Origin of the sequence: Luteibacter sp. UNCMF366Tsu5.1, from assembly GCF_900119235.1 — a bacterium.
GTDB lineage: Bacteria > Pseudomonadota > Gammaproteobacteria > Xanthomonadales > Rhodanobacteraceae > Luteibacter > Luteibacter flocculans.
This window is the reverse complement of sequence record NZ_FPIS01000003.1, coordinates 263,177-282,397: the sequence shown is the minus strand read 5'-3', so window position 1 is coordinate 282,397 and position 19,221 is coordinate 263,177. Positions and strand designations below refer to the sequence as shown.

The window sequence follows — 19,221 nt, the reverse complement described above, 5'->3', positions numbered from 1 at the left end:
CACGCGCTCAAGGCCGGCACTCCGCGCTGGACGACATGGCATTATGACGGCTGCCTACCCGACCCCGCACCTGGTGACGTTCCCGATGACCGCACGGCCCCTTTCCCTTTGTGTGATCACCCAGAACGAGGCCGATCGCATTCGGGACTGCCTGGCCTCAGCCGCACCGTTCTGCGACGACATGGTCGTGGTGGACGGCAGGTCCACCGACGACACTGTGGCCATCGCACGCGCGGCGGGGGCACGCGTGATCGAGCGCCCCTTCGACGGCTTCCGCAGTCAGAAGGCCTTCGCGGTGGCGCAGGCAAAGAACGACTGGGTGCTCTGCCTGGACGCCGACGAACGCATCGGCCCGGAACTTCGCGCCGCCATCGAGAAGGCCTGCGACAGCGGGTTCGATGCTGCGGGCTACCGGTTCTATCGCCGCAACGATTTCTTCGGCCATTTCATGCGCCACGGCAACGCGGGAGCGGACAAGGTGCTGCGCCTGTTCGACCGCCGCCGCGGCGGTTGGCGCGGGCCCCGCGAGATCCACGAGTCCGTGACGGTGGATGGCGAGGTGCGCATGCTGCCTGGCTTTCTCGACCACTATCCCTATCGATCGCTGTCGGAGCTGATGGCCAAGCAGGAACGCTACGCGCACATGATGGCGACGGAAGAATTCGCTGCGGGCAAGCGAGCCACCATGACGCAGATCGTCGTGAGCCCGGCATGGCGGTTCTTCCGCGGCTATGTGCTGCGCGCGGGCTTTCTCGATGGCTGGCGCGGCATCGTGTATGCCTTGCTGCGCGTGGAGTACGTACGCCGCAAGTACGTGAAGCTCTGGCTGCTGCAGCACGGCCAGAAGCCATAGCGCCTTACAGCCGCAGCAGCCTTGCTGCGTGTTCCACGATGTCTCGCACGATAGCGTCCGCCGCGCTCTCGCGTGCGAGCGCTGCCGCCTGCCCCGCCCATAGCGGCTGAAAATCGCCGATGCCGCGCGCTTCGGCCGACGTACGCAGCGGCGCAAGCGGCCCTCCTGCCAGCGGGAATGGCAGCACATCGGCGGACAACGGGCCCAGTTCACGCATGATCCGATTCACTACACCGCGCGCCGGACGCCCGGTCAGCACATTGGTGATTGCCGTGTTGTCGTCGTGCGCCATGCGCACGGCCTGCCGGTGGACCGGCACGCTGGTGGCTTCGTCGGCCAGCAGGAACGCACTGCCGATCTGTACGGCCGAGGCTCCGAGACACAGGGCCGCCGCCATACTCCGACCGTCGGCGATGCCGCCCGCTGCAACGATCGGCACGTGCAGGGCATCGACCAATTGCGGCACCAACGCGAGCGTGCCCGGTTGCGTCGACATGTCGTCGGTCAGGAAATTGCCACGGTGCCCGCCCGCTTCGTACCCCTGCGCGATGACCGCGTCGCAACCCCGCTCGGCGAGCCAGCGGCCCTCCGCCACGGTGGTGGCCGACGACAATATGACCGCGCCGGTCGCCTTCACCCGGGCGAGCAAGTCCTCGTCGGGCAAGCCGAAGTGGAAGCTCACGACTTCGGGGCGAAGCGCTTCGACCATAGCGCACTGGGTGGCGCCGAACGGCGCCCTGCCCCCGGCCGGTGGTAAGCCACGCGGATCGACACCGAACTCCTCGAAGTACGGCGCCAGTCGCGTCAGCCAGCGCGCCTCGGCCTCCGGCGTCGCAAGCTGGGGACGGTGCGCGAAGAAATTGAGGTTGAGCGGACCGTCCACGGCTGCACGGAAGGCCTCCACCTCCGCGGTTGCTTTCTCCACGGTGATCGACGAACACGGAATGGCACCGAGTCCGCCGGATCGCGCAACGGCCATCGCCAGCGCGGAAAGTCCCGACCCGGCCATTGGGGCGAGCAGCACAGGATGTTCGATCGAAAGAAGATCCAGCAGGCGGCGGTCGGTCCAGGCGGGCATGAGGTCATCGGAAGCAGCCGGTACGGCGCAAGGATAATGCCGGACGTGTTGCCCGGGCGTTGCGCCAGCGCGACCGCTAGCCGGCGACGGGTGGCAAACGCCCGATGATCTTGTCCAACGTGATCGGGTAATCCCGCACGCGCACGCCCGTCGCGTTGTAGACCGCGTTCGCTACCGCAGCCGCGACGCCGCAGATGCCCAGCTCGCCCACGCCCTTGGCCTTCATCGGCGAGGAGATGGGATCGGTCTCGTCGAGGAACACCACCTCCTGGTGTGGAATGTCGGCATGCACCGGCACCTCGTAGCCCGCCAGGTCGTGGTTGACGAAGAAGCCGAGGCGCTTGTCCACCACCAGTTCTTCCATCAAGGCAGCGCCAGCTCCCATCGTCATCGCGCCGATGACCTGGCTGCGTGCCGACTTCGGATTCAGGATGCGACCCGCCGCGCATACGGCCAGCATGCGCTGGATACGGATTTCCGCCGTGGCCGTGTCGACGCGAACCTCGACGAAGTGCGCACCGAACGTGGACTGCTGATAACGCTTGTCGAGATCGCCGTATTCCATCGCGTCCTCGGCGACGACGTCGCCGTTTGCCGCGGCTTGGGCGAGTGGCACGCGCCGTCCATCCACGACGACCTGCCCGTCTTCGAAACTCGCCTTCGTCGGATCAAGGCCCAACTTCGTCGCGATGGCCTCGCGAAGTTTCATGCAGGCGGCATAGACACCTGCGGTCGAACTGTTGCCACCCCACTGCCCGCCGGACCCGGCCGAGACCGGAAACGAGGAATCGCCCAGACGCACATCCACGCCGCTCAGCGGCAAGCCGAGCATTTCCGCGGCGGTCTGTCCGATGATCGTGTAGCTGCCGGTGCCGATATCGGTCATATCGGTCTCGACGATCAGGCGTCCGCTGCGCGCGAGACGTACGCGCGCACCCGACTTGGTCACGAGGTTGTTGCGGAACGCAGCAGCCATGCCCATGCCCACCAACCAGCGGCCATCGCGCGTGCCGCCCGGACGCTGCGGTCGGCGATCCCAGCCGAACCGGCTCGCTCCGGTGCGCAGGCACTCCACCAGCTGGCGTTGCGAGAACGGCCGCGTCGGTTTTTCGGGGTCTACCTGGGTGTCGTTACGAATGCGAAACTCGACCGGGTCCATGCCGAGCTTTTCGGCCATCTCGTCGATGGCGATTTCCAGCGCCATCATGCCCGACGCTTCGCCGGGCGCACGCATCGCATTGCCTTCCGGCAGGTCCAGCGTGGCGAGTCGCATCGCCGTCATGCGATGGGCGCCTGCATACAGTAGCCGTGTCTGCTCCACCGCCGTTTCGGGATCGCCCTCAGGCAGGTTGCCCGACCAGCTCTCGTGCGCGATCGCCTCGATCTTTCCGTCCTTCGATGCGCCGATGCGAAGACGCTGGATCGTGGCCGGTCGATGCGTGGTGTTGTTGGCAATGAGTGGTCGTTGCAGGGCCACCGCCACCGGCCGCCCTGCGGCGCGCGCGCCGAGCGCTGCAAGCAGGGCATCGGCACGCAGGAAAAGCTTTCCGCCAAAACCGCCACCGATGTAAGGGGACACCAGGCGGACGTTTTCCTTCGGAATGCCCAGCGTCTTCGCCACGTCGCCGCGACTCCAGTCGATCATTTGATTGGAGGTCCACAGCGTGACCTCGTCGCCATCCCATGCCGCGATGGTGGCGTGAGGTTCCATCATCGCGTGCGAGTGATCGGGCGTCGTATAGGTCTGGTCCAGCGTCACCGCCGATGCGGCAAAGGCTGCGTCGAAATTGCCCACGGCGGTATCGGGCTTGCCGCCATCTGGCTTCTTTGCCGTGGCTTTTGCCGCGGCAAGATCGAACTGGCCCTTGCTGCGCATGTAATCCACACGTACGAGCTGTGCCGCGGCGCGCGCCTGTTCAAAGGTTTCAGCGACCACGACGGCCACGGCCTGATGGTAGTGCTCGACGTCCGGACCGCCGAGAAGACGCGCGGTGTTGAATTTGCCCTTGCCGAGCTTGCCGGCATTCTGAGCCGTTACCACGGCGAGCACCCCAGGTGCACGCTTGGCGCGTGAGGTGTCGATCGAGGTAATGCGCCCCTTGGCGATGGCCGATCCGACAACGTAACCGTACGCGTGATCGGGTACCGCATCGTGCCGTTCGTAGGCGTAGTGGGCCGTACCCGTGGTCTTCAACGGGCCTTCGATGCGGTCCGTGGGCTGGCCCACGACCTTGAGGCGGTCGATGGGATTGGTCGTGGCGGGCGTGTCGAATTTCATGCGGCGCGCCCCTTTGCCTCGACCAATGCCGCCGCAAGCGTGCGCTCTGCGAGCGTGATCTTGTATGCGTTCTGTTCCGTAGGCTGGGCAGCGTCGAAAAGACGCTTCGCCACAGCCGCGGCGCCCTCCGGCAATGCCGCGTCAGCCGCCTCCGTCCGCCATGGCTTGTGTGCCACGCCACCCAGTGCCACGCAGCCTTTGCCGTCCTTCTGCACGATCAACGCCACCGATACGAGTGCGAAGGCATAGGACGCGCGATCGCGCACCTTGTGATAAAGCTGCGCGCCGCCCACGGGGCGAGGCAACGTGACCGCGGTGATCAATTCGCCCGGTACCAAAACGTGCTCGATGTGCGGCGTGCTTCCCGGCAAGGTATGGAATTGCGCTATCGGGATGCGGCGCGTTGCACCATCGGGCTTTACGGTTTCCACGGTCGCATCGAGTGCGCGCATGGCGACGGCCATGTCACTCGGATGCGTCGCGATGCAGGCCTCGCTTGCACCGACGACGGCGTGTTGCCGGCTGTAGCCACCGATGGCACCGCAACCGCTACCCGGCAAGCGCTTGTTGCAAGGCTGGTTGGTGTCGTAGAAATACGGGCAACGCGTGCGTTGGAGCAGGTTGCCGGCCGTGGTCGCCTTGTTGCGCAGCTGACCCGATGCGCCAGACAGCAAGGCGCGGGACAACAACGGGTAGTCGCGACGCACGCGCGCATCCGCGGCCAGATCGGTGTTGCGGACCAGTGCCCCCACGCGCAGGCCGCCATCCTCTGTCGGCTCGATCCTGTCGAGATCGAGGCCATTGACGTCGATGAGGTGCGCCGGCTCCTCGACCCCTATCTTCATGAGGTCGAGCAAGTTGGTACCACCCGCAATGAAGCGAGCGCCCGGCGTACGCGCCGCTGCAGCCGCCGCGGCCTTCGGCGAATCAGCGCGCTCGTAGCTGAAAGGCTTCATGCGACACCCCCTGCGACGTCGGCGATGGCATCGTGGATGTTGGAATACGCGCCGCAGCGGCAGATATTGCCGCTCATGCGCTCGCGCACTTCCATCCGGCTTACCTGTGCCTTCGCGGACAGGTCTTCCGTTACATGGCTGGGAATATCGCGTTGGATTTCGTCGAGCACCGCCACCGCTGAGCAGATCTGCCCCGGCGTGCAGTAGCCACACTGGTAGCCATCATGCTTTACGAAGGCCGCCTGCATGGGATGCAGCTTGTCCGGTGTGCCGAGGCCTTCGATGGTGGTTACCTTGGCATCCTGGTGCATGACGGCGAGCGTCAGGCAGCTGTTGATGCGACGCCCATCCACGAGCACCGTGCATGCTCCGCACTGACCGTGATCACAGCCTTTCTTGGTGCCGGTCAGGTGCAGGTGCTCACGCAGCGCATCGAGGAGCGTGGTACGCGTATCGAGCGACAGTTCCTGCGCCTTGCCGTTGACCTCGAGCGCCACCTTGGCTTTCACCGGCTGTCGCGGCGTCTCGCCAGCGGCCTGCGCGGCGACGAGCCGCGGCACCGCCATGGCCGTCATCGACATGGCGCCCATCTTGAGGACGTCGCGTCGGGTGAATTTCCATTCGTTGGATGAATTCATGATCGGCCTCCGGAGCGGCCAACCATCGCGGGAGCCCCGTGAAGCGCCAGCGAAGACCTTGCGAATCACCCGTTGGGGCGAGCGGATGCCCGCGCCTACATGCGCTTGGGTATCGCTATGCCAAGGAGGTACAGCGCTCGCGACAGCACGTGTCGCGCGAGCATGCACAGCGTCAGCCGCGAGGCTCGTACCTTCGCGTCATCGCTCCCCAGGACAGGGCATTCGCCGTAGAAGCGGCTGAAGGCCTGGGCCAGCGCGAAGGCCATTTCGGCGAGTTCGTTCGGTGCGTAATTCGAGGCCGCCGACCCAGCCACCTCGGGCAGTCATGCGCAAAGCAGTACCAACGAGCGCTCGGCGGGTTCGACGACAAACACGGGTCCGGGCGATATCCCCTGCGCGTCGGCCTTCTCCAGAATCGAACCGATCCGGACGCAGGCATATTGCACATACGGACCGGTGCGCCCCTCGAACGAAACCATCCGCTCCGGATCGAACACGTAGCCCGAAGTGCGGTAGGTCGAAAGATCGGCAAACTTCACCGCACCGACGCCGATGGCTTCGGCGGCGTCCTCACCAGTATCGTCACCGCGCCGTTCCCGGGCACGTTCGACTGCATCGGCCAGCAGCTCGCCGAGACGGGCCACGCCGCCATCGCGTGTCTTATACGGTTTGCCGTCAGGACCATTGACGGTACCGAAGCCGACATGCACCAGCGCCATGCCGTCCGCATAACCTGCCTTCCTGGCAGCACGGAAGACCTGCTCGAAGTGCAGCGACTGACGTTGGTCCACGACGTAGACAATGCGCTGCGGCGCAAGGCGCCTTTGCCGATCGAGGATCGTGGCGAGATCGGTCGTCGCATACAGCGCCGCGCCATCCGACTTCGCGAGCAGCAGAGGCGGCACGGCTGCGTCGTCGCCCGGCTCGGCAACCTCCACCACAAGCGCCCCCTCGCTGGGCTTGGCGATCCCGCGCGCCAGCAAGTCGTCGATCATCGGCGGAATCAACGGCTGCACGAGGCTTTCGCCATGGAGTTCGTCGAAATGCGCATCGAGCAAGGCGAAATCGCGACGCTGGGCATCCAACGACACCCGCCGGATGACTTCCCACAACGCCACCGATGCGGTATCGCCCGCCTGCAACCGCGCCGTAGCCGCCCGTGCCAGCGCCATGCGCTCCGCATCGGCCTTGCAGGCAGCGGCCACCCGCGGATAGATCGATTGCAACTGGTCCATGTCGAACGGTGGCGCATCGCGCCACGCGCTGGGTACCGCAAGCTCAGGCCAGAGCAGCGGCAGCTCGGAAATCAGCATGCCCATCTGCAAGCCCCAATCGCCGAGGTGCACGTCGGAGATCACGTCGTGACCGAGCGCTACCAGGATGCGCCGAAGGCTCTCGCCGATCACGAGCGAACGCAGATGGCCGACATGCAGCGGCTTGGCGACGTTCGGACCACCGAAGTCGATGACGATGCGTTCGCGTGGTTGGGCGACGAGTCCCGCACCGGCATCCGCAAGTTGTCGCTGCGCGGCTTCGGCAAGCAGGCGCGCCGAAAGCCGGAGGTTGATGAATCCTGGTCCGGCGATGTCCACGCTGGCGAAGGCCGGTTGACGCCGCAGTCGTGCTGCAACCTCTTCCGCCAGCTCGCGCGGCGGGCGCTTCAGTGAGGCCGCCAACGGCATGATCGCGTTGCATTGCAGGTCGGCCAGGTCCGGTCGCTGGGCGGGCACGGCGCGCACGCCATGGGTATCCAGCCCGGCGTCGGCGAAGGCGCTTACGAGCCATTGCTCGACCTGGGATATCAGCGTGGTGGGCCCGTTGGGCATCGTCATCCATGTCCTTCATTCGCACCGTCGGTGCGCATCGATGCACGTTACGGGTTGGCACGAGACAAGGCAATTGGCGCGCCTATTCGAGCAGGCGATTGATCTCCTGCACGTCCTGCAGCGACGCGGCGCCCACCGTGCGTTTGAGCAGCAGCTTGTTGAGGATGAACTGGTGGCGCAGCGCGGTGTACTGGCTGCGGATCTCCGCCAGCGTGCGGATCGCAACGACCACGTTGGTGAGGCTCTGCGTACCGATGTCGTAGCCCGCGCGCATCGATGCCAGCGCCTTCCTCGCGGCATCCACCGCCTTGCGCGCATCGTTGACCTGTTCGATGCCGGCTACCACGAGGTTGAAATAGTTGAAGGCATCGCGCGCCGTCTGCCGGCGAACCGTTTCCAGTTCGCCCTGGTCCGCGTCACGTTGATGGATAGCCTGGCGAACCTGCGATTGCGTCAGGCCGCCACTGAACAAGGGCACGGCCAGCACGAGGCCGACGGTCGTGCTCCCGGGTCCGTAGCTCGCGCTACCCGGCACCCGGTTCGACCATGCGCCTGCCTTGTCGTAACCCACGGCGAGATTGAGGGTGGGCAGGTGGCCGGCCCGTGCGGCGGTGAGCGAATGCTCGTCCGCGCTGACCAGACGGCTCGCGGCCAGCACGGAAGGGTTCTGATGCATCGCCTGATCCACCCACGCGTTGGCGTCCCCCGGCGACGGCAGCTCCATCGGGAGGTCTTCGCGCAGCACCTTGAGCGTGCCCGGTTCCTTTCCCGTCAGTTGTTGCAGCGCGCGGCGCGCGTCCTTCAATGCGTTTTCCGCATCCACACGGGACGACTTGATGTACAGGTAGTACGCCTGCGACTGGGTCAGATCGGCCTCGGGTGCCAGACCCTGCTGAAACAAGGTGGTCGCCTGGTCGTACTGCTGCTTGTACGCGTCTTCATAAGACCGGAACACTTCGACCTGGTCCTGAGCGACGAGCACGTTGAAGTACGCGCTGGTGGTACGGACATAGAGGTTCTGCAATTCGCCTTCGTACGTGGCGTCCTGCGCCTCGGCCGTGAGTTTGGCCTGCCGTTCGCGCGCGAACTTGGACAGGTCGAGCACCGTCTGGTCGAGGGTCAGGGTGAGATCGCGCTGGCGACTGTGCCCCGGACCGTTCGTCGTCGATGACGACGTGCCGTCGTTGACCACACCCGTGTTGCCCGGATGGAACTGCTGCAGGCTCAGCCCGGCCGACAACTGCGGAAGCAGCGATGCACGCGCCTGCGGCACGCCTTCGGCCACCACCAGGCGCTGCGCATCGGCGGTGGCGAGCACCGGATCGTTCGCTACCGCGAGGCGATAGATGTCCATGAGGTCTTCTGCGGTGGCGATGCCCGGGACGCATACGACTGCCGCAAAACACCATGCCAGACGACCCGCCAACTTCCCCTTTTGCATGTCCGCCCCTGCGTACGGTGATGATGATGCAGGGCGGATCAGCAAGAAGCATGCCGTGTCAGCGGCTCCATGGAGCCGCCTGTTTTGCGGGGCCTGGGCTCAGCGGCGCGGTGATCCGATGTTCGCGGACGGAGGCCATGGCGTGTCCGCGGACGGTCGGGCCGGACACCCGCGGTCACGCCTTGGGAAGGCGATCGATCGCGTAGTAGAGGAGATTTCCCAGCCCCGTGGCGGCGAGCAGGATGGCGATCACCCCCGGCGTTACGTTGTCCACTCCCATCCATTGGATGATCCCGAAGCCACCGCCGAGGATCGCCAGCACGCAGCCCCAGTGCAACGAAGCGTTACGTCGGCGCATGGTCTCGCCTTCGAGCAGCGACCGCACCATGTCCTCCGAGCCGCGCGATTCAACGATCTTTCGGCGCGCATAGGCGTCGACGACGACTTTCAGGCTATAGGCAATGCAGATGAAAAGACTGATAGGAACGAGGACTTCGGGATGCATGACGGAACTCCGGTGGTTTGAGCATGGAGATACGCTGCCGGGCGAACCGGTTGCAGGACGTCGTTGCAACCGTTTCTCGCCCGCCCGTATCTTCAGGAGACATGGCCACTCCGCTCGACTCCCTCGATGCGCTTGAAGCGGACCGGGCACTCGTCTCCGCCGTGCTCGCCCGCGAGCCATGGGCGTTCAACCAGCTCGTGCGCCAGTACCAGGGACTGGTCTGGCACGTGGTGGATCGCATGGTGCGCCACCCGGACGACACCCGGGAACTGTGCCAGGACGTGTTTCTTCGCATCCATCGCTCCGTCCACCAGTACCGTGGCGAGAGTGCGTTGAAATCATGGATCGCACAGGTGGCGTACTCGGTGGCGCTGCGTCATCTGGAGCGGAAACGCATCCCGATCATGGAAGAGGTGGGCGACGACGATGCGGGCCCAATGGCCGAGCGCGTGGCGGACGGATTCGACCTGGAGGCCACGATGGCGAACGACGAGTCCGTCCGCCATCTCCACGCAGCCATGGCGGCGTTGCCACCGCTGCAGCGCACGTTGCTCACGCTGTATCATCTCGAAGAGATGCCGATCGGCGATATGGCCCACGTGACGGGCCTTGCCGAAGGCACTATCAAGAGCCATCTTTTCCGCAGCCGCAAGCGTTTGCGTGCCATCCTCGAAACGCGCATGGGAGTGCCGGCATGAACCACCGCCGCGAGCCACCGATCGACGAGACCGAATGGGCCGCGCAGGAACGTGGCCTGCGTGCCGCACGTACCGGCACGCATCACGCCATGGATCCCAGCAGCGAGAGCTATCGCGCGCTTGCCGATGCCCTGGCGTCTGCACCCATCGCCGAGCCGCCCGCAGGCTTTGCTGCCAGCGTGGCGGCGCGCATCGCTCATGACGATGCGCGCTTCGAACGGGGCCTATCGCGCTTGCTCGCAGGCCTATTCATCAGCGCACTCGTCGTGGTCGCCTCGATCTACGGCGAGGAATGCCTCGATCTGCTGGCAGGTCGGTGGGGTAGCGGTGCGACCGGTCTGGTCATGGCCGGCCTGAGCTGCCTCGCGCTTACCTGGACCATGGCACGCCTGTGGGAGCGCACTCGTCCCGGTTGATGGTGCACCTCGGTGGCGTCGCAGAGGATGGCCCTCTATTTCCGTCATCGAAAGAAGGTAGCCAATTTCGACAAGACGACTAGACCAGGCATCGGTGGTATGTCTCATCTGCCGTGCTGCCGTCAGCAGCGCCGGCTATGAGACTATGAAGCACGTCACCGACGTACGCGACACGAGGCCCTGCCATGACCGATTCCAAACCTGTCCTTGTCGAAACCACCGGCACCGAGGGCTACCAGGTGCGCATTGCCGCGCAGGGACCGAGCTTCTTCGCCGATGAACCGATCGACCTCGGTGGATCGGCAAGCGGACCCACGCCGTATGAATTGCTGAGTGGCGCCCTGGGTGCATGCACTGCGATGACCATGCAGATGTATGCACGCAGAAAGAAGTTGCCCGTGTCGGGAATCCACGTCGCCGTTTCACATAGCCGGGATGCAAGCACGGGGCGAGATCGCTTCGATCGACAGGTCTATGTGGACGGCACACTCGATGCGGACCAATGGGCGCGCTTGATGGCCATCGCCGATCGCTGCCCCGTGGGCAAGACGCTCGCCGCGGGCGCCGAGATCACTACGCAACGCGTGGCATCGATACCGGGGCATGCACACGAACCACCGCGGGATCGCATCCATGAACCTGCCATGGCGAAGGTGTGCGACGAGTTCGACCAGACAGGCTGATCGTTACATCGCTACCGACAGCCGAACATCCAAGCGGGAGACCACGCGTGGAACCACGAATGCGATATGTCCTGATGGCCGCCGCGTTGGCTGCGGCTGCGTCAACGACGACACAGGCGCAGAGCGACCCCAAAGCCACTGAGCAATGGCAGCCGGTGCCGAAGGTCGTCACGCCGGGACACACCAACGATGCACCGCCGTCGGACGCGACCGTCCTATTTGACGGCCGCAATCTCGACCCATGGGAATCGTCTAAGGATCACTCGCCCGCGCGATGGAACGTGCATGACGGCGTTGTGACCGTGGACAAGACCGCGGGCAACATCCAGACGAAGGAACACTTCCGGAACTACCAGCTCCATCTGGAGTGGCGCGTGCCGAGGAACATTACAGGCGAAGGCCAGGAACGCGGCAACAGCGGCGTGTTCCTCGCCTCTACGGGCCCTGGGGACGAAGGTTACGAGATCCAGATCATGGATTCATGGAAGAACGACACCTACGTCAACGGGCAAGCGGCCAGCGTGTACAAACAGGCCGCCCCCTTGGTGAACGCCATGCGTCCGCCCGGCGAATGGCAGACCTACGACATCCTCTGGACCGCACCCGTTTTCTCGACCGACGGCAAGCTCATCTCACCCGCCTACGTGACGCTCCTGCACAACGGCATCGTGGTGCAGAACCACACGCAACTCGTCGGTGAGACACTCCACGTCGGCAAACCTTCTTATGCGCCGTACACGGACGCACCCATCAAGCTACAGGCCCACGGCGATCGATCGGCGCCGATCAGCTTTCGCAATATCTGGGTGAGGCGGTTGGATTGAAGGGACCGCATAAAAGCCCTTGGTCCGTAAGTAGACGTTGGCGCTGCCTGCAATGACAACTGCGTGGCGAACTAATGTGGACCCTTACGGACAGCGAGCTGATGGTCGCGTCGATCACCGGCGATCCATTCATCGAAAGGGTGACATAGATGATTGCACCATCAGGCAACCTGCGAAGCCAACGAGACAGAAACAACAGCTCTAGATCAGCGGGGCGCAGCGCATCAGTGTGACAGCGAGACGTCTCTTTCCGAGCATCGAATCGCTAACGTGCCTTTGCGAGGAACTCTTTCTTGATCATATAAATTGGCACCTGGCGCCTATACAGTGCGCCTTGGCGAGCATCGCGCATACGAGCGGTCGGCGTATCCTGGCAAAAATCGTTCTGAAGGCTTCACACGGCCTTGGTTTCGCACTCGGCGGCTGCCAGCCCTGTTCATCAGGACAGCAGTCCTTGCAGAGGAGGCAGGCGCTCCAGTCTGAACGCCGTGTGTTCACCCGTGTGCATCTCATTGAACCTGTTGACCGCCAGATGCGCGCGCATCCGCGTGGAGTCCAGCGCTTAACATCACTGCGAAGATGCGAGCCTAACTCGTTCCCATATGTCATCTGGAATGTTGTTCTTCCACACCATTCCTAGCATGTACTTGAAGCGCTCATCGGTTTTAGCGAGCGACTCGCACCTATCGATGAATGCGGATCCCGAGCTGGACAGCAGATCCTCAAGCGGACCCGCCGCCAGATTTGACAGCATATAGTTCGAATCGTCCATACGCCTTATCGCATTGATAATTTCCCAATATCTTTCCAAGTCACGATCGCGAACTTCGTCGAGGGCCATGTACGCCCAGAAGTTGGCGTGTTGGGCGTCAGAGCCTTCGGCTGCGCGATGCATCTCAATCCAACCTCTGGCGATATCAGCGTCTTTGAAGTCATTCATCGGTCTTCTCTCTAATTTTTCTGGCCACCTATTTTTTTGGAGACCTTTACTTACTCTGCGAAGCACGGCCGGATTCAAAGTAGCTCTGACGCCGTGTTTACGATAACAAATATGACTCTCGCGGCCACGACACCTGCTGCAGTCAGCGGAGCAATGTTGTCAGACTTAGGGGCGGGACCGCGTCCCCGCGATGGCGAAGGCGCATCCTTTGTGGCCCAGTCCCAAGAGTCAGACGGTATTCCACCCTTGCAGCCAAGTGCCTCAAATTCGCTTAGGAGGCGGCGCAACTGTGTTTGTTTGTTCGCAAACTGCTGCTCATGCCCCCCGATAGACATCGGTCCGGTAAGGGGTAGGCCCAAGGTATCGGCCTGCAGATCCCCGTATCTCTTCGCTAGCTCGTTTCTTAGCCGGGTAATTTTTTCTCGCAGTTGATCGCACCGATCCTCGTCGCACAAGCCCAAAGAATCTGAATATATCAATGGAGTATTGCTTACGTACGCGTAAGTCGATACACCAGCAGCTAGACCCATGGGGTCACTCTGCATGTATCGCCCCGTCGCCGGCTCATAGTCCCGGTTGACGTTGTAGCTAAGCCCAATCTCGGCATCGAAGTACTGCCCAGGGAACCGCATGTTCAACACGTAGCCCGCAGCCGAGACTGGTGTCACTTCTCCGAACGGGTTCCCCGGGTAGGGCCACTGCCACAGCAGGTTTCCCGCAGCGTTAGTTACCGCCCGTGGCGATCCAAGTGAGTCGGAATGTACAAATGCGATCGACGACGCTGTGCCGGCTCGATCCACCACGCCTATCGGCAGATTGTCCATCCATATGTAATCGCGCGTTGTCGATCCTGTGGCCTCACTGAGCAAGGTATTAGCTTCGTCGTAGTCAAAGCGGGTTGCAGATGCGCCGATAGCCTTCTGAACTCGCTGACCCAGCGCATTCAATAGATAGCTTGCAACGGTGGCTCCATCCTTTTGTACCGACGTCATCCGGTTCCGCTGGTCATAAACGTATGTCCATGCTCCGGACGCCAGAACGCTGCTGGTGGTGCTACCGCGGGCATCAATGGTTCTAGACGTTGTGCCAACGGTCGTTAGATGATGTGTTCCTGACGCGTAGCCGTAGGTGCCTGTAAGCACTCCTGCGCCCGTCTTACTCAATCGGTCGCCCGTCTTGTTATAGGTGTAGGCCTCGACGGCAGTGCCCGATGGGTCATTGACCGCCGCCAAGCGATAAAGCGGGTCGTACGCGTACGACTCCTTGGCTGTGGGTACGCCCGCCGAGTCGCCGATCGCTATGAGATTACCCATCGCGTCGCGCTTCATATGCAGCGTAAAGGCTGCACTCACGATATCGGTGAGCGCTCCGGTTAAATCATACGTATACGCTACGGTCTGGCCGTCTCCGAGCGTCAACGACGCTATAGGGCCGAAAGCCGTATAGCTCACGTTGCTGGCCATCGTCGTTGCCACGCCACCGGCTGGCGTGGCCGTCACCTTGGCGGTATGGCCGCGATTGTCACGGCTGTAGGCAACATGCGTGCCATTGGGTGTCGTCACTGAGGCGAGCCGATTCCCCGGTGTCCAGCTGTAGATTGTCGTGCGGGTATCGGCACCGATGGTCTGCCGCTTGCTCAGTACGTTGCCGCGTCCGTCGTAGCACCAGGTAATCCCTCCGCTGGCTTCCACGACCCGCGTGCGATGCCCTGCTCCGTGGTTACCTGTGCAGCCCGTCACCGCGTCCGCTTCGTCGTACTTGTACTGGATGTTAGAAGAGGGATTGGCAAACGACACCGTCAGCAAACGGTCGCTGGCGTCATAAGTCATCGTGCGCGTATTGTTCAACGCGTCCGTACTGGTCAACACATTGCCGGCGACATCGAACGTTCGTGCTGTAAGCCCGGTATCAGGGCTATCGGTTGCTTTTCCGTTTCCGAGGCCATCGATGTCGTATGAGGTGTTGAGGCCATCCGGATCGCTGAATCCTGTAACGCGATCCAAGGCGTCGAGTGACGTAACCGATTGGGAATTTTTTGTGCCGGGGTCCGTTCCCTGGTAGTTCTGAATGGTGCTTACCAGCCGATCGAGTCCGTCAAATACCCGTTTGTTCTGGTATCCGAGACCATCGCGGCTGAATACGAGATTGCCGTTTCCGTCATAGCTGTCGGTACTCGCCGCAGAGAACACCGTGCGACCCAGACCATCCGTAAGCGACGTGAGCTGTCCCAAGTTATTGAAGAACTTGGACACAGATGTCACAAGCGTGCCGGCGCTTGTGTATATCTCCCGTTTCGTCTGGTTGCCGGAAGCATCCAGTGTGTAATGTTGGCGATTGCCGTCGCCGTCCGTGATGTCGGTCAATCTGTGGGCCGCGTCATAGGTGTACGTCGTCGTCACACCGTCCGGGTCAATCACTTCGTGGACCGTGCCGTCCGCGTTGTAATTCAACGTGGTGATGGCATCGGTTTCGCTGTGGGTCGTGCGGCGATTAAGCCAACCACGACCGGTGTAGGACAGATCAGTGAGCGTTCCGTCCGGGGCGCGAACACGAGTTACCCGCCCTGCCTTGTCGTAGCTCACATAGGTGGTCACCAAGCCATTGGCATCCGTGACTGATTTGAGGTCACCTTGGCGATGGCAGACGCCTCCTATCGAAGCGCATCCTGATTCATCCGTCGTCATGTACCACGCGTAATTCACGATGTCGGACACGTCGCTACGCGGGCCGTCAGACGCCAGCAAGAGCCCGACCAATGGGCAAGCAACGGCGTCGACCGATGAGCAATAGGTGTTTACCGTGCGGCGCACTCCTGGGGGCGGCGTTCCGGTAGCCGAGCAGACGTACGAGGACGCTTGGCCAGGATCGATAAGGCATGAAGCCGTCGTTTGGCCATTCGCGTTGTATGCCCACCCTTTCTGGCTTACAACCTTCCCGCTGCTGTCCTTCACGGTCCGAACGAGTGGCTTTCTAAGAGGCACGTTCCAGGTTGTTTTCGTGAGACGCTGGTCCGTGGTACCCGATGCCTCGACCTGTTGGGTCAATAGGCCGTTGGCGTCGTAAGTGACTTGGCTAATGTTTCCGTTGAAATCGGTGTAACCGGACGGTCGCGCGTTGGCGTCGTAAGTGCGCGATGCAAAGGATTGGCCACAGCTACCACAGGGCTTATCGAGCGCAGCTATGCGCACCAATCCCTGGACCTTGGCATAACTCTGGTGGGATACCGCGCCCAAAGAAAACGTTACATCCGACGTTCCGTCTGCGTTGTACGCTACGGAGACCTTATCGGCACCACCGGCGGACTCGGTAGACGTGGATCGAGCGGAGCTGTCGTAATACGTCGTCTCGAGACGGCTGCCATTTTCGTCGACAAGGCCGGTCATCGCATGGAGAAGATTCGCTCCGCCGGTGAAGGCCTGCTCGCCATAAAGATATTGGCGCTTGTTTTGGTCGGGATACGTGACTGAGATCAGGTTACCTGTTGAGTCGTAGGCATACGTAAATACGTGACCGTCGGGCACCGTCATCTGGTGAACTTTGGAACTGTTGTCGTACGTAAACGTGAGCGACCTGCCATTTGGCGCGGTTACCGACAGCAATAGGTTGGGCTGCGGTGCGATCGCATAGGGCGTCGTGCTGTCGCTGTAAGACAAGGTAGCCGTCTGGCCCGTGTCATCTTGGATGGTGAGGAGGCGTCCATCGACGGTATAGGTTTCTGTGTGCCGTAAAGCGGCAAGCCACAGTGAGTAGCCCGTGACATTCCCGGCTGCATCGTCGATTTCAGTCAGCGTATCCGGGTTGTCGGGCGAGGTGGTCCAGGCCGAACTTCCTGTTTTGTGAAACAGCTCGCGTAAGCCGTTGGGGCGGTACACGGTTACGGTAAACGAGCCGTTCCACAGCGTTGCCCGATCCAATCGCCGATTGAATGAATGGCTCCATCGCAGGCCCATGCTGCTCGATGACGCGCTGGGATCGCTGTTGTAGAAACGACGAAACGTGAGCCAATCGATGTCGCCGAAGTCGGTCTCCTCGACATATTTGTTTCCGGTCGCCGTGTTGATGGGGTCGCCCGCCGTTGGCGCGCCGGAACTGGCGCCACCTGCGGTGCACCCGCCTTCGCCTCCATCGCAACCGCCTGCGGAACCCAGGTTTTTTCCTGCGGGGTCGTCGTCGATGCCGTAGCAAGCGGTGGTGATTGCCGCGTCCGTTCCGTAGACCCCCTCATCGGGTATGTCGTAGTGTCCCCATAACGTGTAGCAACCAAGGTAATCGGGGTATGGCTGCGTATACGGTCCATCCTTGCACGACCCATAGAACACCCAGTCGGCATTCTTATTTTCCTCTTCCCAAGCAATGCCTGACTCACAGTAGGCGAGAGCCTCTGACCGTGTCGTCGAAACGTAAGCTTTTACGAGTGGCGGAAAAATAGCGGCGCAGAGAAACACCGCCAGGCTGACGACGCCGACATAGAACCACTTCATCGTACTTCCCCTGTTGCCGACTTCAGTCGGCTGCTTGCCGGAACCTAAACCAAGGTGGCGGCTAAGTCTGTAGGGGAAAACCGACAAAGCGCGAATTGAGTCATGTTTTGTCGATCAGTCGTCATTGGCTCTGAAGAGCGCCGGTTACGTCGCTGGAATACCGTGCGCTCAAGTCGGATTTCCCCGGTTAACAGCGACGGATTGCCAACCAGTGCTCATCTGCGCCTTGACCTAGGGTTCCGAGGTCTTGAACAGGGCGAGGTTGCTCGACCCAAGCCACGTGACCGTTCCGTCCTGTACTTCCTCAAGCTGCGAGAAAACCGCTGCTGCTACACGGATGGCCAGCACCAGCGATTGGTATGCATCGGCGCCAGATATCCATCGAGTCTTGGTATTCGATAGGCCGACAAACTGATATGGGCATTGCCATTCGTCTTCACATAAGCGGATCGGCGTCCCGATCAGAAGACATGCGCTCTTTCCATACTTATGATCGAACTCGAATGCGATGCTCGTTTTGTTGAAGGTATTGGTCATGCTGACGTCCACGGCATGGCGAGAATGGCTCTCATTCGGACGGGCGCGTAAGCATGCTTGCAATACGTGCGCTACATGGTGCGGCGATTTGCTGCACAAGCCACGTGTCGTCAGGATGGCAACGATACCGTTCGCGTACTGCCAAGCGAATGATTTTATCCGATCGTTGGCGTTCTTACCCGCGCCTAACCAACACCAGATCATGCTCGGGTTCGATGTAATGAATCAGTCCGTAGCTTTCAAATTCGATCATGACGCCTTCGCCGAGGTATGCCCACTGTTCCGCCGAATGCTCCGGCGCGGTTCCGTAGTGGCCACCATCGATGTCGCTAACTACGGTGCCGAGCTGTCCACCCAGCGAAACGATGTCGCCCAGTTGGCTGATTTGACCGTCGGGGTATCTCATCGATGTAAACCGGGAAATTCTCTATTCAGACGGACCCGAGCGCACATCGCTCGCAACGGGCGAGAAGAAGGCACCTACCGCTACACCGAGTACCGTTCTGAGAAGCATGCGAAGCATCATCGTTCCCCGTGGATTCCCGTCAAGGTTGGCGAGCGGCTCGATCGGCCTTTAAGACTCGTCTTCTGCAGAAGCCGCCATCACGGAGCTCCCGCCTTGCCAGGCCGCTTCTGGCAATACGCGTACGCCATATCACGCAGCTTCATCTCCCCGTCGGACCGCGGGGGCATATCTGCGTTCAGGCGAAGCTTGGCACGCGCGATCAGGTCACTTTCCTCAGGGGTGCACTCGCTATATCGCGCTACACCCGCCAAGCCGAGCACAGCGTTGTACAGCAGCTTCGTCGTTCCCTTGCGGAGTTCGGCGGGGTCGTTGCTATCGAGGGCGCGCAGCGCGATGCGAATGCGGCCCAGGTTTTCCTGCCGTTGGTTCGTCATCGACACGGTTCCCAAGGTTCCACCGGACCAGCGCATGCCGAGCAGTATCCCTGCCATGAACAGGGTCATCGCCAGCAGCGCCCAGCCGACGTGGACAAGCCAGCGCCTCGGCTTTGGCGGCGACGGGTTGCGAATGGGCGTGGTCATGCATGTCTTCCCTGTGCGAA

Annotated in this window: 18 protein-coding genes; 5 read left to right on the top strand and 13 right to left on the bottom strand. The window is 62.1% G+C overall.

Going from position 1 to position 19,221, the window contains the following annotated elements:
• The first annotated feature begins 43 nt into the window (after positions 1-43).
• On the top strand, positions 44-853 hold the full coding sequence (locus BT115_RS15015) for a glycosyltransferase family 2 protein (protein ID WP_255369447.1): 810 nt from the start codon (positions 44-46) through the stop codon (positions 851-853).
• 4 nt (positions 854-857) lie between these two features.
• On the opposite strand, the gene BT115_RS15010 is transcribed toward BT115_RS15015, so the two are convergent.
• From BT115_RS15010 to BT115_RS14980, 8 genes are all read right to left on the bottom strand, one after another.
• Positions 858-1,931 (bottom strand): NAD(P)H-dependent flavin oxidoreductase, encoded by a 1,074-nt coding sequence (locus BT115_RS15010; protein WP_072323431.1) that lies wholly within the window; start codon positions 1,929-1,931, stop codon positions 858-860.
• A 76-nt stretch (positions 1,932-2,007) separates the two neighbouring features.
• A complete protein-coding gene (paoC, locus tag BT115_RS15005) occupies positions 2,008-4,209 on the bottom strand; it encodes an aldehyde oxidoreductase molybdenum-binding subunit PaoC (protein ID WP_072323430.1) in 2,202 nt (733 codons plus the stop codon).
• Positions 4,206-5,165 (bottom strand): FAD binding domain-containing protein, encoded by a 960-nt coding sequence (locus BT115_RS15000; protein ID WP_072323429.1) that lies wholly within the window; start codon positions 5,163-5,165, stop codon positions 4,206-4,208. Before BT115_RS15000 ends, paoC begins: the two co-directional genes overlap by 4 nt.
• Positions 5,162-5,803: an aldehyde dehydrogenase iron-sulfur subunit PaoA gene (paoA, locus tag BT115_RS14995; protein ID WP_072323428.1), complete on the bottom strand. Its 642-nt coding sequence runs from the start codon at positions 5,801-5,803 to the stop codon at positions 5,162-5,164. The genes BT115_RS15000 and paoA overlap by 4 nt, the downstream gene beginning before the upstream one ends.
• A 95-nt stretch (positions 5,804-5,898) precedes the next feature.
• Positions 5,899-6,117 (bottom strand): DALR anticodon-binding domain-containing protein, encoded by a 219-nt coding sequence (locus BT115_RS18775; protein ID WP_218184765.1) that lies wholly within the window; start codon positions 6,115-6,117, stop codon positions 5,899-5,901.
• A 9-nt stretch (positions 6,118-6,126) separates the two neighbouring features.
• Positions 6,127-7,635, bottom strand: coding sequence for an arginine--tRNA ligase (gene argS / locus BT115_RS14990; RefSeq protein WP_218184764.1), 1,509 nt, complete (start codon positions 7,633-7,635; stop codon positions 6,127-6,129).
• Between the two features lie 76 nt (positions 7,636-7,711).
• Positions 7,712-8,983 (bottom strand): TolC family outer membrane protein, encoded by a 1,272-nt coding sequence (locus BT115_RS14985; RefSeq protein WP_250339243.1) that lies wholly within the window; start codon positions 8,981-8,983, stop codon positions 7,712-7,714.
• 262 nt (positions 8,984-9,245) lie between these two features.
• The gene (locus tag BT115_RS14980) at positions 9,246-9,575 is read right to left on the bottom strand and encodes a hypothetical protein (RefSeq protein WP_072323426.1); all 330 of its coding nucleotides are present in this window, start codon (positions 9,573-9,575) and stop codon (positions 9,246-9,248) included.
• 101 nt (positions 9,576-9,676) lie between these two features.
• Here BT115_RS14980 and BT115_RS14975 point away from each other — a divergent pair, with 101 nt between their 5' ends.
• The 4 genes from BT115_RS14975 (at position 9,677) to BT115_RS14960 (ending at position 12,196) form a co-directional block, all read left to right on the top strand.
• Positions 9,677-10,273: an RNA polymerase sigma factor gene (locus BT115_RS14975; RefSeq protein ID WP_072323425.1), complete on the top strand. Its 597-nt coding sequence runs from the start codon at positions 9,677-9,679 to the stop codon at positions 10,271-10,273.
• Positions 10,270-10,689: a hypothetical protein gene (locus tag BT115_RS14970; RefSeq protein WP_072323424.1), complete on the top strand. Its 420-nt coding sequence runs from the start codon at positions 10,270-10,272 to the stop codon at positions 10,687-10,689. The genes BT115_RS14975 and BT115_RS14970 overlap by 4 nt, the downstream gene beginning before the upstream one ends.
• Before the next feature lie 185 nt (positions 10,690-10,874).
• The gene (locus BT115_RS14965; RefSeq protein WP_072323423.1) at positions 10,875-11,372 is read left to right on the top strand and encodes an OsmC family protein; all 498 of its coding nucleotides are present in this window, start codon (positions 10,875-10,877) and stop codon (positions 11,370-11,372) included.
• Between the two features lie 59 nt (positions 11,373-11,431).
• Positions 11,432-12,196, top strand: a complete 765-nt coding sequence (locus BT115_RS14960; protein ID WP_083527503.1) for a 3-keto-disaccharide hydrolase — start codon at positions 11,432-11,434, stop codon at positions 12,194-12,196.
• Between the two features lie 568 nt (positions 12,197-12,764).
• Here BT115_RS14960 and BT115_RS14955 read toward each other — a convergent pair.
• The 5 genes from BT115_RS14955 to BT115_RS14935 all read right to left on the bottom strand — a co-directional run bounded on the left by BT115_RS14955 (position 12,765) and on the right by BT115_RS14935 (position 19,201).
• Positions 12,765-13,136 (bottom strand): DUF6869 domain-containing protein, encoded by a 372-nt coding sequence (locus tag BT115_RS14955; RefSeq protein ID WP_072323422.1) that lies wholly within the window; start codon positions 13,134-13,136, stop codon positions 12,765-12,767.
• 74 nt (positions 13,137-13,210) lie between these two features.
• Entirely contained in the window at positions 13,211-17,704 is a 4,494-nt protein-coding gene (locus tag BT115_RS14950) for an RHS repeat-associated core domain-containing protein (RefSeq protein ID WP_143144586.1), read from the bottom strand.
• A gap of 144 nt (positions 17,705-17,848) precedes the next feature.
• A complete protein-coding gene (locus BT115_RS14945) occupies positions 17,849-18,154 on the bottom strand; it encodes a DUF6968 family protein (RefSeq protein ID WP_143144585.1) in 306 nt (101 codons plus the stop codon).
• A 175-nt stretch (positions 18,155-18,329) separates the two neighbouring features.
• Positions 18,330-18,560: a hypothetical protein gene (locus BT115_RS14940; protein ID WP_072323419.1), complete on the bottom strand. Its 231-nt coding sequence runs from the start codon at positions 18,558-18,560 to the stop codon at positions 18,330-18,332.
• A 197-nt stretch (positions 18,561-18,757) separates the two neighbouring features.
• Positions 18,758-19,201 carry a hypothetical protein gene (locus BT115_RS14935; protein ID WP_072323418.1) on the bottom strand — a complete coding sequence of 148 codons (444 nt, stop codon included), beginning with the start codon at positions 19,199-19,201 and terminating at the stop codon, positions 18,758-18,760.
• Positions 19,202-19,221 lie beyond the last annotated feature (20 nt).

Bases quoted from the DNA above. Each gene is read 5' to 3' on its own strand.
- BT115_RS14970 (WP_072323424.1), top strand. From the start codon at position 10,270: ATGAACCACCGCCGCGAGCCACCGATCGACGAGACCGAATGGGCCGCG.
- paoA (WP_072323428.1), bottom strand. From the start codon at position 5,803: ATGAATTCATCCAACGAATGGAAATTCACCCGACGCGACGTCCTCAAG.
- BT115_RS14945 (WP_143144585.1), bottom strand. From the start codon at position 18,154: ATGACCAATACCTTCAACAAAACGAGCATCGCATTCGAGTTCGATCAT.
- paoC (WP_072323430.1), bottom strand. From the start codon at position 4,209: ATGAAATTCGACACGCCCGCCACGACCAATCCCATCGACCGCCTCAAG.
- BT115_RS14985 (WP_250339243.1), bottom strand. From the start codon at position 8,983: ATGGACATCTATCGCCTCGCGGTAGCGAACGATCCGGTGCTCGCCACC.
- BT115_RS14940 (WP_072323419.1), bottom strand. From the start codon at position 18,560: ATGAGATACCCCGACGGTCAAATCAGCCAACTGGGCGACATCGTTTCG.
- BT115_RS14975 (WP_072323425.1), top strand. From the start codon at position 9,677: ATGGCCACTCCGCTCGACTCCCTCGATGCGCTTGAAGCGGACCGGGCA.
- BT115_RS15015 (WP_255369447.1), top strand. From the start codon at position 44: ATGACGGCTGCCTACCCGACCCCGCACCTGGTGACGTTCCCGATGACC.
- BT115_RS14955 (WP_072323422.1), bottom strand. From the start codon at position 13,136: ATGAATGACTTCAAAGACGCTGATATCGCCAGAGGTTGGATTGAGATG.
- argS (WP_218184764.1), bottom strand. From the start codon at position 7,635: ATGACGATGCCCAACGGGCCCACCACGCTGATATCCCAGGTCGAGCAA.
- BT115_RS14935 (WP_072323418.1), bottom strand. From the start codon at position 19,201: ATGACCACGCCCATTCGCAACCCGTCGCCGCCAAAGCCGAGGCGCTGG.
- BT115_RS14965 (WP_072323423.1), top strand. From the start codon at position 10,875: ATGACCGATTCCAAACCTGTCCTTGTCGAAACCACCGGCACCGAGGGC.
- BT115_RS15000 (WP_072323429.1), bottom strand. From the start codon at position 5,165: ATGAAGCCTTTCAGCTACGAGCGCGCTGATTCGCCGAAGGCCGCGGCG.
- BT115_RS14980 (WP_072323426.1), bottom strand. From the start codon at position 9,575: ATGCATCCCGAAGTCCTCGTTCCTATCAGTCTTTTCATCTGCATTGCC.
- BT115_RS14960 (WP_083527503.1), top strand. From the start codon at position 11,432: ATGCGATATGTCCTGATGGCCGCCGCGTTGGCTGCGGCTGCGTCAACG.
- BT115_RS15010 (WP_072323431.1), bottom strand. From the start codon at position 1,931: ATGCCCGCCTGGACCGACCGCCGCCTGCTGGATCTTCTTTCGATCGAA.